Annotated in this window: 13 protein-coding genes; 6 read left to right on the top strand and 7 right to left on the bottom strand. The window is 44.5% G+C overall.

Going from position 1 to position 14,664, the window contains the following annotated elements; genetic code table 11:
* Positions 1-3 precede the first annotated feature (3 nt).
* The 4 genes from R7P35_RS10795 to pheT all read left to right on the top strand — a co-directional run bounded on the left by R7P35_RS10795 (position 4) and on the right by pheT (position 5,580).
* Positions 4-795 carry an outer membrane lipoprotein-sorting protein gene (locus R7P35_RS10795; RefSeq protein ID WP_318092076.1) on the top strand — a complete coding sequence of 264 codons (792 nt, stop codon included), beginning with the start codon at positions 4-6 and terminating at the stop codon, positions 793-795.
* Positions 796-805: 10 nt separating this feature from the next.
* Complete coding sequence (locus R7P35_RS10790; RefSeq protein ID WP_171344749.1) at positions 806-1,981, top strand: hypothetical protein; 1,176 nt, start codon at positions 806-808, stop codon at positions 1,979-1,981.
* A gap of 191 nt (positions 1,982-2,172) precedes the next feature.
* The gene (gene pheS / locus R7P35_RS10785; RefSeq protein WP_005385470.1) at positions 2,173-3,156 is read left to right on the top strand and encodes a phenylalanine--tRNA ligase subunit alpha; all 984 of its coding nucleotides are present in this window, start codon (positions 2,173-2,175) and stop codon (positions 3,154-3,156) included.
* An 18-nt stretch (positions 3,157-3,174) separates the two neighbouring features.
* Entirely contained in the window at positions 3,175-5,580 is a 2,406-nt protein-coding gene (gene pheT, locus R7P35_RS10780) for a phenylalanine--tRNA ligase subunit beta (protein WP_065274407.1), read from the top strand.
* Positions 5,581-5,794: 214 nt separating this feature from the next.
* On the opposite strand, the gene R7P35_RS10775 is transcribed toward pheT, so the two are convergent.
* Positions 5,795-6,676: an AEC family transporter gene (locus R7P35_RS10775; RefSeq protein WP_005377901.1), complete on the bottom strand. Its 882-nt coding sequence runs from the start codon at positions 6,674-6,676 to the stop codon at positions 5,795-5,797.
* Positions 6,677-7,210: 534 nt separating this feature from the next.
* On the opposite strand from R7P35_RS10775, the gene ihfA reads away from it, so the two are divergent.
* Positions 7,211-7,507 carry an integration host factor subunit alpha gene (gene ihfA / locus R7P35_RS10770; RefSeq protein WP_005377899.1) on the top strand — a complete coding sequence of 99 codons (297 nt, stop codon included), beginning with the start codon at positions 7,211-7,213 and terminating at the stop codon, positions 7,505-7,507.
* Positions 7,508-7,629: 122 nt separating this feature from the next.
* On the opposite strand, the gene R7P35_RS10765 is transcribed toward ihfA, so the two are convergent.
* On the bottom strand, positions 7,630-8,409 hold the full coding sequence (locus R7P35_RS10765) for a phosphoribosylglycinamide formyltransferase (RefSeq protein WP_025766820.1): 780 nt from the start codon (positions 8,407-8,409) through the stop codon (positions 7,630-7,632).
* Positions 8,410-8,724: 315 nt separating this feature from the next.
* Here R7P35_RS10765 and R7P35_RS10760 point away from each other — a divergent pair, with 315 nt between their 5' ends.
* Complete coding sequence (locus R7P35_RS10760) at positions 8,725-9,375, top strand: thiopurine S-methyltransferase (protein ID WP_021707633.1); 651 nt, start codon at positions 8,725-8,727, stop codon at positions 9,373-9,375.
* A 72-nt stretch (positions 9,376-9,447) separates the two neighbouring features.
* On the opposite strand, the gene purT is transcribed toward R7P35_RS10760, so the two are convergent.
* The 5 genes from purT to sbcB form a co-directional block, all read right to left on the bottom strand.
* Positions 9,448-10,623, bottom strand: a complete 1,176-nt coding sequence (purT, locus tag R7P35_RS10755; RefSeq protein WP_054866055.1) for a formate-dependent phosphoribosylglycinamide formyltransferase — start codon at positions 10,621-10,623, stop codon at positions 9,448-9,450.
* Between the two features lie 143 nt (positions 10,624-10,766).
* On the bottom strand, positions 10,767-11,654 hold the full coding sequence (gene cdd, locus R7P35_RS10750) for a cytidine deaminase (RefSeq protein ID WP_005377892.1): 888 nt from the start codon (positions 11,652-11,654) through the stop codon (positions 10,767-10,769).
* Between the two features lie 430 nt (positions 11,655-12,084).
* Complete coding sequence (locus tag R7P35_RS10745; RefSeq protein ID WP_005377888.1) at positions 12,085-12,762, bottom strand: LrgB family protein; 678 nt, start codon at positions 12,760-12,762, stop codon at positions 12,085-12,087.
* Between the two features lies 1 nt (position 12,763).
* Positions 12,764-13,138, bottom strand: a complete 375-nt coding sequence (locus tag R7P35_RS10740) for a CidA/LrgA family protein (RefSeq protein WP_005397786.1) — start codon at positions 13,136-13,138, stop codon at positions 12,764-12,766.
* A 55-nt stretch (positions 13,139-13,193) separates the two neighbouring features.
* Positions 13,194-14,615 carry an exodeoxyribonuclease I gene (gene sbcB / locus R7P35_RS10735; protein WP_047100708.1) on the bottom strand — a complete coding sequence of 474 codons (1,422 nt, stop codon included), beginning with the start codon at positions 14,613-14,615 and terminating at the stop codon, positions 13,194-13,196.
* Positions 14,616-14,664: the final 49 nt, after the last annotated feature.

Here is a 14,664-nt window from a genome sequence, read left to right as displayed (position 1 = left end):
AACATGAATTTAGTAAAAAATGCCTTAAAAGTATCAGTACTTTCTGTCTCGCTTATTATGAGTCATGCGGTGTTGGCGGATGAAGCCAAAGGACTAGAAATTGCCCAAGAGCGCAAAGCCCGTGATGAAGGGTGGGGGGATTCTGTTGCTACGATGCAAATGATTCTGCGAAACGCGCAAGGAGAAAGCAGCACACGTTTAATGCGCTTACAATCACTCGAAGTTGATGGCGATGGTAACAAAGGGCTCACGATATTTGATGAACCGAGAGATGTAAAAGGCACGGCGTTTCTTAACCATTCTCATACGGTGGGTGCCGATGACCAATGGCTTTACCTTCCTGCACTGAAACGTGTGAAACGTATTTCCTCGCGTAACAAATCAGGTCCTTTTATGGGCAGTGAATTCGCGTATGAGGATCTCAGTTCCTTTGAGATTGAAAAATACCGTTTCAACTACCTAAAAGATGACAGCATAAACGGGCAAGATGTTTTCGTCGTAGAGCAAATTCCGACCGATAAGAACTCAGGTTATACCAAGCAAACGGTATGGTTAGATAAAGCGCATTATCGTCCACTTAAAGTTGAGTTTTACGACCGCAAAGGCTCTTTGTTAAAAACGCTTTCTTTTTCCGATTACAAGCAATATCTCAACCAATATTGGCGAGCGCACACTATGGCGATGACAAACCATCAAACAGGAAAAAGTACTGAGCTAACGACTAGCGAAATGCGTTTTAACACTGGATTACAAGACAATGACTTTCATAAGAATGTGTTGAAGCGAGTGAGGTAGTGGAGGAAAAATGAAGCGATTAAATGTTGGGTTGTTGCTTAGTGCAGCAGCCTTTTTTTACTCGATGCCTCTGACTGCCGTCGAGCTCGCAGGACAAGTCAATATTGAGCATCGTCAGTTTTTTAAAACGGGCTCTCAGGGTCAGAGCAAAGCGCAAACGTCATTGGTTTTGCAGCCAGAATTTTACTGGGAGATGCAAAATGGTGATGCAAACTTTACTTTCACACCTTTCTATCGTCTGGATGGTCTAGACGATGAGCGAAGTCATGGCGACATACGAGAGGCACTTTATCTGACTTATTGGGATGATTATGAGCTTCGAGTTGGGATTAGTAAGGTCTTTTGGGGAGTGACTGAATCAGCCCATTTAGTTGATGTCGTAAACCAAACAGATGCCATTGAAGCCGTCGATGGTGAAGATAAACTCGGTCAGCCGATGTTACATTTTACCTCTTTCAAAGACTGGGGCACCGTCCACGCAATGTTGTTACCTTACTTTAGGGAACGAACGTTTGCGGGTACAGATGGCCGCTTGCGAACCGAACCCGTTGTCTCTGATGATGCTATCTATGAATCAAGCAGAGAAGAGAAGCACGTAGATGTGGCTTTTCGATATTCGAAAATGCTTGGCGATTGGGACGTAGGCCTAAGCTATTTATATGGAACAAACCGGGATCCTTACTTTCGTTTAGAGTACGGAGAATTAAAGCCTTACTACGCTCTGATGAGTCATGTCGGTCTGGATGTGCAAGGAATTGTTGGCGATTGGTTATGGAAACTAGAAAGTGTTTATCGAGATAGCGCTGATAATCATGTCGGTCTTGTGACGGGTTTTGAGTATACCTTCGTCGGTGCATTTGACACGGTTTGGGATGTGGGAGTTATTGGTGAGTACCTCTATGACAGTCGTGGGAACAACGCACAAACTATCGGTCAAAATGATGTGTTTGCAGGTATTCGTTGGGCGCTCAATGATGAGGACGGAACGGAAGTATTGACGGGAATTACGAAGGATTTAGATAACGATGATGTTTACAATGCTAAGTTAGAAGCATCGAGCCGAATATCGAATCACGTTAAGTGGCAAATTGATGCTTGGTTGTTTAAAAATGAAACACCAAATGATTTGCTCTACTTCGCTAGAGATGACGATTTTATCGAGCTATCTATTCAATACTATTTCTAAAACAAAAGGGCACAACTAAACGGCAGATTAACTAAAGATGACATTTTTGACGTTTTTGTGCTCTTTTTATTCAATAACCTCTTCTTTTCGTAATTCAATTTGGCATTGGTGCCCGGTTTGGCTACTATGTACAGCTATCAAAAAACCAATCACTCCCTTATGGACACTACCTACAGGTAGATGAGGAAACGATGCAACATCTAGAAGAGATCATTGCTAGCGCGAGCACTGCAATTGAAGCTGCCGAATCGCTAGTCGCACTTGATGAAGTGCGTGTTCAGTATCTGGGTAAAAAAGGTGAGCTAACTGCTCAACTTCAAAGCCTAGGCAAACTACCACCAGAAGAACGCCGTGAAGCTGGTCAAGAGATCAACAAAGCGAAAGGCGTAGTTCAGCAAGCTATCGCAGCTCGTAAAGATGCACTACAACGTGCTGAGCTTGAAGCGAAACTAGCAGCAGAAACAATCGACGTAACACTACCAGGTCGTCGTATTGAAAACGGTGGTTTACACCCAGTAACTCGTACTGTAGAGCGTATTGAGAAGTTCTTTGGCGAACTTGGTTTTAACACCGAGGCTGGCCCAGAGATCGAAGATGCATTCCACAACTTCGATGCGCTAAACATCGCAGCTGATCACCCAGCGCGTACTGACCACGATACTTTCTTCTTCAACCCAGACTTGATGCTTCGTACTCATACGTCAGGCGTACAGATCCGTACGATGGAAAATGGTAAACCACCATTCCGTTTCATCGCACCAGGCCGTGTATACCGTAACGACTACGACCAAACGCACACGCCAATGTTCCACCAAGTGGAAGGCATGCTGGTTGATGAGAACGTAAACTTTGCTCAGCTGAAAGGCATCCTGCACGATTTCCTATGTAACTTCTTCGAAGAAGAAGTAGAAGTACGTTTCCGTCCATCTTACTTCCCATTCACTGAGCCTTCAGCTGAAGTAGACGTGAAAGGCAAAAACGGTAAATGGTTAGAAGTACTAGGCTGCGGTATGGTTCACCCGAACGTGCTACGTAGCGTAGGTATCGATCCTGAAAAATACTCTGGTTTCGCATTCGGTATGGGTGTTGAGCGTCTAACAATGCTTCGTTACGGCGTGAACGACCTACGTGCGTTCTTCGAGAACGATCTTCGTTTCCTAAAACAGTTCAAGTAATCCAGAGGGTTCATCAACATGAAATTCAGCGAATCATGGCTTCGTGAGTGGGTAAACCCTGCGGTTACTACTGACGAGCTAACTCACCAAATTACAATGGCCGGCCTAGAGGTAGACGACGTTCTTCCTGTTGCTGGTTCTTTTACTGGCGTTAAAGTCGGTCACGTTGTTGAATGTGGCCAACACCCAGATGCAGACAAACTGCGCGTAACTAAAGTTGACGTGGGTGAAGAAGAGCTTCTAGACATTGTTTGTGGCGCACCTAACTGTCGCCAAGGTCTGAAAGTAGCAGTCGCAACAGTTGGTGCTGTTCTTCCAGGTGATTTCAAAATCAAAAAAGCGAAACTACGTGGCCAGCCATCTCACGGCATGCTTTGTTCGTTCACTGAACTAGGTATCGACGTTGAGTCAGACGGCATCATGGAACTAGCAGAAGACGCAGTAATCGGTACTGATTTCCGTGAATTCCTAGGTCTAGACGACGTAACAGTAGACGTAGACCTAACAGCAAACCGCGCTGACTGTTTCAGCATTCGTGGTCTAGCTCGTGAAGTTGGCGTACTAAACCGTGCTGACGTGACAGAGCCATTAGTAGAAGCAGTTGCCCCTTCAATCGACGATAAAGTGTCTATCGAAGTGAAAGCGCCAGCTGCGTGTCCACGTTACCTAGGTCGTGTAGTTAAGAACGTAAACGTTCAAGCTGAAACGCCACTATGGATGCAAGAGAAACTGCGTCGTTGTGGTATTCGCTCTATCGACCCTGTGGTAGATATCACTAACTACGTTCTTCTAGAGCAAGGCCAACCAATGCACGCATTCGATCTAGCGAAGATCGAAGGTGGCATCGTAGTTCGTATGGCTGAGCAAGGTGAGAAGCTAACACTTCTTGACGGCAGCGAAGCAGAACTAAACGCAGATACACTAGTAGTAGCGGACCACAACAAAGCACTTGCAATCGCAGGTATCTTTGGTGGTGAAGAGTCAGGTGTAACAACTGAGACTAAAGACGTTTTACTAGAGTGTGCATTCTTTGCACCTGACCACATCCGTGGTCGCGCTCGTAGCTACGGTCTGCACACTGATTCTTCAATGCGTTTCGAGCGTGGTGTGGATTACGCACTACAAGTGAGCGCAATGGAGCGTGCAACTCAGCTTCTAGTTGAGATCTGTGGTGGTGAAGTAGCACCTGTTGTTGCAGTAGAGTCTGAAGCAGACCTACCTAAGCCAAACAAAGTTGCTCTACGTCGTACTAAACTAGACAACCTACTAGGTCACCACATCGCTGATGCTGACGTAGTAGAAATCCTAGAGCGCCTAGGTTTGACTGTTGAAGCTTCTGAAGAAGGTTGGGTGGCAGTAGCGCCAACATGGCGTTTCGATATCGCTATCGAGCAAGACCTGATTGAAGAAGTTGGCCGTATCTACGGTTACGACAACATTCCTAACCAAAACCCAGCAGCAGCACTTAAGATGCACAACCACGTTGAAGCGGATCTTCCACTGAAACGCGTTCGTGATCTTCTTGTTGACCGTGGTTATCACGAAGCAATCACATACAGCTTCGTTGAGCCTGAGCAGCAAAAGCTAGTTGTACCTGGTGTTGAGCCTCTCGTACTTCCAAACCCAATTTCTGCAGACATGTCAGCAATGCGTCTTGGTCTTATCCAAGGTCTGTTGAACACGGTTGTTCACAACCAGAAGCGTCAACAGCCACGCGTTCGTCTATTCGAATATGGCCTACGTTTCATCCCATGTGAATCTGCAGAAAACGGCATGCGTCAAGAGCCTATGCTTGCAGGTGTTATTGCTGGTACTCGTGGTGAAGAGCACTGGGATATCGAAACCAACACGGTTGATTTCTTCGACCTTAAGGGCGATCTAGAAGCGATTCTAGAGCTATCTGCGAACGAAAAAGCGTACTCTTTCGCTGCACTGTCACCTGAAAGCAAAAAAGCTAACCCAGCACTTCACCCAGGTCAATCTGCGGCAATCATCGTAGACGGCAAAGAAGTGGGCGTGATCGGTACAGTTCACCCTGAGCTTGAGCGTAAGTTCGGTCTAAACGGTCGTACTATCGTATTCGAAATCGAATGGTCTGCAATCAACAGCAAAGTGATCCCAGAAGCGGTAGCACTTTCTAAATTCCCTTCAAACCGTCGTGATATCGCGGTAGTAGTGGATGAAGCTGTTGCATCTGGTGACATTGTTAACGCTTGTCTAGAGCAAGGTGGCGAGTTCCTTAAAGATGCGAAACTGTTCGACGTTTACGTAGGTAAAGGCGTTGAAGATGGTAAGAAGAGCCTAGCAATCGCTCTGACTCTACAGTCACTTGAGCGTACGCTTGAAGATGCAGATATCGCTGGTGCGGTTGACGCTATCGTTGCTCACGTTTCTGAGAAGTTTGGTGCGTCTCTGCGTGACTAATCTCGCGTAACGTATCTTCTTAAGAAATAAAAAACCCTGCCAGTTTGGCAGGGTTTTTTATTTTTAGGATTACCTTATCGTTGTTCAAGTTCCTTACTGCTCGCACCATCCCTCATTACTTTAAAATACTAGACCAAACTAGGGATGGCCCTTACCCGAGATTAGGAACGTATTGTTTTTCAGCTAATACACGCTAACGATAGCTTGTTGGCGGTTAGGCAGCGAGTGAGAGGGTATAGCTAAGCAGAAGAGGTAGCGTAAGAATGCTGAAAAAGTTGCCAAATAGTACCATTGACGCCACTTTCATGGGTTCTATATTCAGCCTTTCCGCAAATAGGTAATTCATGACGGCTGGCGGCAGCATTGTGAAGAGCACCATCATTTGCAATTGCATCGTTGGAAGGGGAATTAACCAATAAATAAGTGCAAAAGCGACAGCACCAGTTGCCAGTGACTGCACGGTACACAACACACCAATCTTTAAACCGTCCAACCTTAAATGACACATTTGTGCCCCCAGAGATAAAAGCATCACGGGTACGGCCGCTTGCCCAAGTAGAGCCGTGGCTTCGTATAAAGGCGCCCATGCACCCACATTTGACACGTTGAGAAACAGAGCCAGCGACGCTGCTAAAAAGATTGGCATCTTGACTATTTGCTTAAAAGGGTTGCCATGACTAAGCAGCATTACGCCTAAGCTGATATGCAAGCATGCTGACACGACAAATAAAAGCACTGCTGACGACAGCGCAATTTCTCCAAACGTATAGGTAAACAAAGGAATAGCTAGATTTCCGCTATTGCGAAACATATGTGGTGGCGCCCAGGTTTTAAACGAGAGTGACGTCCATCGACATACCGGGATCATGAGTAGTGCGGGAATTAAAACCGCGACAATTGCCGCCAAAAGAAGCGGCCCCTGATTTGAATCGAGCGGCATGCTAACGAGTGACGAAAATACCAGTGCTGGCGTAAATACCTCAATATTAATGCGGTTTATTGGGCGAAAGTCAGGCTTGATGTAACGACCGACCAAATAGCCAACTCCGACAAGAGCAAAAACAGGGAAAAGAATATTTATGATTTGATTAATCATGGTCGCCTAGAAGCAGTGTAAGAAGCTAATGAGGAAATACACGAACTTCCACATTATCAATCTTTATATATGGCGTCATCGTTAAACAGCGAGAAGCGTGGGTTTAATCAAGCTTTCTAAGCACAGTTGCAAAGTACAGGTGGTCATACCTTTTAATCTAATTGTTACGTATCGAGTTACATACAAATCACTGAATTTACGACAAGTTCTATGTCAAGTGTCTGTTAAATAACCAATATCTGATATTTTTATTAAATAGTGTTTAATGTTGATATTTAAGCTACTTTTAGTTTTATAATCTGGATGTTTTTCCTGATAAAGATGAAACAAAAACAAAAATATCAAATTTCTGGCGTTTAACAATAATTTACGTAGTGCTATTCCTTTTGTTCGCCAAGAAAAAAGTTGGCGAAAATCATAAGCTTGTCATACACTTCCTGATGTAACCCCGATATGTTGTTGAATTGGTAGGGTAAAACTGCTCTGGCGCTACACTAACGTAGCATTGTTTAACATAGCTTTGAGGAAAGTTTTATGGCGCTCACAAAAGCCGAACTGGCAGAAAACCTGTTTGATAAATTAGGATTTAGTAAGCGGGACGCCAAGGAAACGGTGGAAGTGTTCTTTGAAGAGATTCGTAAGGCACTGGAAAGTGGCGAACAGGTAAAACTGTCAGGTTTTGGTAACTTTGATCTTCGTGACAAGAATGAACGACCTGGTCGTAACCCGAAAACTGGTGAAGATATTCCAATTACTGCTCGACGTGTAGTGACTTTTCGCCCGGGTCAGAAGTTAAAAGCTCGTGTAGAAAACCTGAAGAAAGTACAGTAAGCCGAATAAATGGATCACGCTAAGGCGTGGTCTTTTTTTTGCGTAAAATTCGTGAGCATACAAATGAAAACCACCGCAATGCGGTGGTTTTTCTGTTTATGAGAGACGCCTAATGATATCGGTTACGCCGCTTCTAGATGCGTTGTTAAGTATGGTTGCCATGCTTGTTGGTACAAGTTCTTAGACTGTGTACGCATGTTGCGAATAGAGGCAAGCTCTATTTCGCTTAGCTCACGTTTTTCCAACATCGCTTGACGTTCTAGTTTCTGGATTTTTTCGTATAGGTCGTGTTCGGGACCGCTTTTTACATCTGCGATTGCTTTCAAGTGCAGTTGAACTTCGGCTACTAGGTTTGTTTTTGGTAAACGAACGAGCAAGTTCAAGTCTCTATATCCTGAAGGGCCAGGTTTTTTGAATCGATTTTTTACTTTCACAATCGTTGTTTCACGCTCTAACGTTTCATAAATGGAGACTAAGCTCGCGACGTCTTCAGCTACAATCGTTGCACGTGCTAGGTCAGTAATACGTTCAACTTTCCCATCTAACTCTAAAGCTATCTTTTCTTCTGCTCGTTGTTTGGATTTCACGCCTGCGAAGTATGGCTGAGCGTCATTAAGAAGTGCGGTACTCTTACAGATAGTTTCAAGTTCAAATTGTGCTTGGTGAGCTTTGCTGTAAAGAATGTCGAAGTCAGAATATGGCTGAGTTGGTGTGGTGTCGATTGACTGAATGCCATATAAACCGCTAAGGCTGTGTTTAAAAAGTTTCGAACAAACTTCGTTTTGGCTGGTTGAACGATTTTGTTCGCCACTAGGCGCAGGGGTAATTGGAAGTGCGGCAAATGCCGGTGCACGGCTAAGTACCAAAAGCATCAATGCTGTAGTACGAAGAAATAAGCTCATTCACTCTCCTTAACTTGCTTGTACTTAGAAAATAGGGAACATAAAGGTCGCTAAGTTCGGCAAATCAGGTACTAACTTATAAATGGGGCCATTACGAAAGATTCCAAGGTTTCAGTTTTATCTTGAAGTAGAATCGTGCGTTAGATCACCATTTCTCTTTTCTTTATTCTGATTATCAGATAAAGGCGCGTCTCCTATGAGACCGATTACATCCTATCACCGCAGTATTAACCAAAGATGAACGGCATAGACAAATTGAAAAAAAACGTTAGTCTTACCCCTCAAAATGAAAACAGCCGACAAGTAGAAAGTAAAATGAGAGACCAAGAATTTTGGCATAACAAATGGGCCAGCAATCAAATCGGATTTCACTTGGAAGATGTAAACCCGCTATTACCAGTATATTGGAAACACACTAATCCAAAGCGTGAAGATAAAGTGTTAGTTCCTTTATGTGGAAAGTCAGAAGACTTGATTTGGCTAGCGATGAAGCATGATTCGGTTGAAGGCGTTGAGCTAAGCCATATTGCTGTGCGTGCCTTTTTTGCTGAACATTTTTACACGCCAACGGTAACGCCTCTTAATGGCATGCACGAGCTTTATCAATTTGATGAGCTCTCTATTTATACTGGGGACTTTTTCACTGCACCAGTATCTCAAGCCGATATCATTTATGATCGCGCCGCGTTGGTTGCTTTACCGCAAGATATGCGAGAGGAGTATGTAGAGCGTCTCAAGCAACTTTTGAACCCAGGCGGTCGTATTTTGCTTGTTACACTCAACTATCCTCAAGAAGAGATGGCGGGGCCTCCATTTAGCGTGCCGGTCGAAGAGATTGAGCAGTTATTTTCAGGTTACAAAGTTACTTGTTTGAACGTAGATGAAGCTGACGAGAATCATCCTAAAATTGCGAAAAAAGGCTTAAGTCGCTTCTCTGAAGAAGTGTACTTAATCGAGAGTGAATAGGCTCTCTTCGGTTTGGAACACGAAATAGCGCAGCAATTTGAGCTGCGCTATTTTTGTATGAGTGGTTCGTATTTAATAAATGATATTCACTTTTGAAGCACTTTCAACAGCATCTTGAACGGCTTCTTCGGTGGTTTTTCGTCGCGTAAGGACAACACCTAAACGGCGGCGACCATCGATTTCTGGCTTACCGAATAGACGAACTTGTGTTTGAGGTTGAGCTAAAGCTTTGCTTAGGTTTTCAAAGCGAATGTTTGTGGAAGTCCCTTGTCCAAGAATAACAGCAGACGCAGATGGGCCATATTGCACAATATTATTAATTGGCATTCCGGTAAACGCGCGCACGTGGAGAGCAAACTCAGACATTTCCTGCGAAATCATTGTAACCATACCCGTATCGTGAGGGCGAGGAGAGACCTCATTGAAAATGACTTTATCGCCTTTGACAAACAGCTCTACACCAAAGATGCCGTAGCCACCGAGCGCGTTTACCACTTTCTCAGCCGTGTATTCAGCTGCTTTTACTGCGTTTTCTGACATAGCTTGCGGTTGCCATGATTCGCGGTAGTCGCCATCTTCCTGACGATGACCAATTGGAGCACAGAAATGCACACCGTCAACGGCTCTGATGGTCAATAAAGTGATTTCGTAATCGAAGTCGATAAAACCTTCCACGATAACGCGACCTGCACCCGTACGTCCGCCTTCCTGAGCGTAATCCCATGCTTTTGTAACGTCGTCTTCGGTCTTGATAACACTTTGCCCTTTACCTGAAGAGCTCATCACAGGCTTCACCACGCACGGAAGACCCACATGCTCAACCGCGGCTTTGAAGTCTTCAAAGTTATCTGCAAAACGATAAGGTGAAGTCGTCAATTCCAGTTCTTCTGCTGCCAAACGTCGGATACCTTCACGATTCATTGTTAGCCTGGTTGCCTTAGCGGTTGGAACAACATTCAGTCCTTTCTCTTCAAGCTCTACCAGTTTGCCGGTTGCGATGGCTTCAATTTCTGGTACGACGTAAGTAGGTTGTTCCTTCGTAATAACTTCTTCTAAGGCGTTTCCATCTAACATGTCGATAACATAACTACGGTGAGCGACTTGCATCGCTGGAGCATTGGCATAGCGATCACAAGCAATCACTTCTAAACCAAGTCTCTGGCATTCAATGGCGACTTCTTTACCGAGTTCGCCAGAGCCTAAAAGTAATACACGGGTAGCATTTGCGCTAGTTGCAGTGCCAAACATAGTGTTCCCTTACAAAATAGAGTGATGAGACAGAAATTGCAGGAGATCATACTGAAGTTTTATGACAAAGCAAACGTTTGCTTTTGGTTTTTAGGTAATAAAAAAGCTCTACATGTTGTAGAGCTTTTTGTTGAATTTGTCGTTTATACGTTGACAAAACTAAGCGGAATATCTGGATTCAACGCTTCCAACGTTGATTGCGTATCGGCTAAATGACTGATCTTACCTTCTGAGTTCTCTACCAATGCAGCGGCTTTGATGCTGTCAAAGGTTTCACCCGCAAGTAAAACTTGGATTAGCGCAACTTGTAACGGCGGCAAGCTAGGATTGAACGCTGCATTTTCTGCATAAGCGCCTTGGAATACACGGCCGCTAGTCATCTCTAATGCTAAACCACTCAAGTTGTTGGTGTATGGTGAGTGGCTCATGTTCATCGCTTCAACTGCACTTTGGATGAGTGCGTCTTCATCATCACATGAGAACTGGTGTTTAACTTCTGCCATTAAGCCGGACTCGATACCGAGATCGTTTGGTCCAAAGGCTTCAGGCAGGTATTCATGAAGTGACTTTTCTTCGCGTTCTGGGAGCTGGATTTTAAGCTCGTTTGCGGTAGATAACTCATTCATGAACTGGCGGCAGTGACCACATGGGCTGAAGTTGATAGTGATATCCTTAACACCACGTTCGCCTTTCATCCAAGCATGGCTAATCGCAGACTGCTCTGCGTGAACCGTTTGACCCAACTGTACACCAAAGAATTCCATGTTGGCACCGAAGTAAAGGCGACCTGAAAGACCACGAACGATAGCGCCGACATAAAAGTCAGAAAGGGGAGCATAGGAGTACGCTGCGGCAAAAGGAAGTAGCGCAACACGAAGCTCTTTGTCTGATAGACCGGTAGCTGAAAGCAACTGCTCAAATTGTTGAACTGAAAGCGTAGCATCAAAATCATCAGCTTGGATGATAGGAGCAAGTTGTTTGGAAAGTGCTTCTGGAGCGCCTGCTAGCGCCTGTTCAATGCGACTTTTCATGTTGAATCCTTGTTATTGCATGGACAGTTATTCTATGTGAAAGATAGAAATGTTCCGTGCGTTAGATCACGATAAATAATGCAATTGATAATTCTGTTACATAATTAGAGTGAGCTCACACATGTATTCGATTGCACAGGTGTGAAGCGTTATCTCCGTCTCACAATTAACCATATCAGTATATATTCATATGACCAAGGAGCAGGAGTATGTTACTAACGCGACTTTTACCGCTATGCTACTTTATACCTACGTAATCTAGAGCGAGTGGTAGCACCTAGAATGCTAATGCTATGAATGTATATCTCGATCAAGTCCCTTCACGATATTACTGGGTGAGGTTGATAGATAAGATAGGGTTTTGAAAAGGGTAAGGAAGAAGCGGAAAGGCTACGGCCTGCCGGAAGGAGGGCAGACCGAGAGCGCTTAACTATTGATATAGCCAGACAGCCAAAGCAAAAAAGCTTGGAGCCAAAATAGAAGTTATGATCCCACATAAAACCAATGCGAGTGATGAGAACGCGGCATCTATGGGCTGTTTCTCTGCACAAGTAGCGGTGCCTAAGGCATGAGAGACTGTACCCATTGTCAGACCACGTGCAATCGGGTGTTTAATTCCAATCAAATTGTAAATTGGGTATGCCAAAATTGCGCCCAATAAACCGACAATCAGAACCAAGATCGCTGCAACGGCGGCTTCACCACCGAGGTGACTCGATATTTCCATCGCTATTGGTGTAGTGACGGACTTACCCACTAGACTCGCGATTAAACTGATATCCGCTTTGAAAGCGACTGCGATCAAGGTGGTTGTCATCATCGACATCACACTGCCTACTGTGCAAGCAAAAGTGATGATTCGCCAGTTTGCTTTAATCTGTGGTAGTTGTTCATATAGTGGATAAGCCAGAGCAACTACGGCTGGTTGAAGTAAAAAACTGATCCCTTCGTTATCCGCATAATACGTTTCAAACGGTACATTTAAGTAAGTAAGCAAAGGAATGAGCACTGCAATACTGATCAGCAAAGGATTTGCTAGAGGATTATTCACTTTGATTGCAATTTGGCGCGCGACAAGAAAAACCGCAATGGTAACAACTAACCACATATCAGTGCTTCTCCTTTAACAAGTAGTCCAGCAGCCAAGCGAGGCTGACTAGTACAATGAGTGAGCCTCCAACTGCGCTAGCAATGATAGGGAGGGCATTAGCGAGTAGCATATCGAAATGTTGCATTAATCCGACGCTAATAGGAACGAACAATAAGATCATATAGCGGATAAATAGCGTGGCGCCCGGTTTGACCCAGTCGACTTTTACAAGCCCAAGAGTCATGGAGAAAAACAGTACGAGCATACCGATGACACTTCCTGGAACGGAAACGCCAGTGAACTTTTGAATGGTAATTCCGATGCCAAGTGCTCCCATGATGAGGAAGATTGAAATGAGCAGTTGGATCAGTTGTAAGAATCGTTCTTTAATCATTTTGACAGTATATAAACAACAAGCACACCATAAGGTGCGCTTGTATTAGGAGGAGTTAGGAAGCTAAGCTCTCTACATAACAGTACACGGATTTTAATATCGCAATCTTCTTTTCGTCACTTTCATGTTCGTGAACTAAGTTTTCTAAATTCAGCATGTACTCTTCAATTTGGCTTTCAAACACTTCTCGACAGTGTAGTGCCCAGCGTCTTTGTTCTTGCTCGTCTAATGTGCCTGGGAAGTTACGCGCACGATAGCGGAACAATAGAGGTTTAATACGCTTGTCATCAAATTCAATGTCTAATGCAGCAAGATTATTCGGGTCGGTTTCTCGAATGATATCCATAGCTGCGCGATCAGCCGGAGAAAAGAACCCGTCGTAAAGCTGTGTATCGACGTCATCACTTTTATCGAATTTACGCTCGACTGAAAAGAGGCTAATCAGCTTTTCTCTAATTTCAGGATGTTGGCGCAACAAAGCGAGATTAGCGAGACATTGCTGGCGATCAATGCCAATAGACTCTGCATTTTCAGCCGTTAACGTTTTTGCAGGGGCGAGAATAGGGCATTTGTTCAAATGAACTAGTTTAACTGGCACTGGTAGCAATTCACCAAGATCTTCGCGCTTAGTGTAGAGTCTTTCGTGCAGCTCTTCTGCGGATAGCTCAAGAATAGGTTGAGGGTCTTTCGCTAAATCGATGGTGATAACGGCATTATTATTGGTTGGATGCCAAGCAACAGGCACAATCCAGCTAGTGTACTGGCATTCGCGCCCTAACATGCCTGAAACGTGCATCAACGGTGTCATGTTGACGATGTCGACTAAATCATTGAGCTTGCGCTTTTGGCGCATAGAAAAAAAGTAATCAAACAATTTTGGTTGCGCTGCTTTTACTTTCTTTGCCATTTCGATAGTCGCAATCACATCTGCCATGGCATCGTGCGCGTTACTATGTTCTATGCCGTTAGCCACAGACAAGTGTTCTAATTTAAAGCTAGTGAAGCCATCTTCGTTTTCTGGCCATTCTACGCCTTCTGGGCGAAGGGCATGGCACGCGCGTAGTACATCGAGTAAATCCCAACGCGAGTTACCGTTTTGCCAACTCCATGCGTATGGATCGATAAAGTTGCGATAACAAGTATAACGGGTCACTTCGTCATCAAAGCGAATGCTGTTGTAGCCTAAACTGGTGGTATTTGGTCTCGCGAGTTCAGCGTGAATCTTAGCGATAAACTCTGGCTCAGAAAGGCCTTCTTGAACCGTTTTTTGCGGAGTAATACCAGTAATAAGCGCAGCTTCAGGAGACGGAAGATAATCAGCAGGTGGCTGGCAGTACATGACTAAAGGCTCGCCGATGATATTAAAGTTTTCATCTGTACGAACACCAGCAAACTGGCTTGGGCGATCTTTCGCGGGGTTGGTTCCCCATGTCTCATAATCAAAGAAGAAAAAAGTGGGCTGATTATCTTGGTGCATTCTGCTTACCGTTTACAAAACCGATGACAGTATTAGACCATTCAACGCC

The organism is Vibrio sp. Vb0304 (assembly GCF_033338995.1).
Classification (GTDB): Bacteria; Pseudomonadota; Gammaproteobacteria; order Enterobacterales; family Vibrionaceae; genus Vibrio; species Vibrio alginolyticus.
The sequence above is the reverse complement of the archived record's forward strand: the minus strand, read 5'-3'. Positions and strand labels throughout refer to the sequence as shown.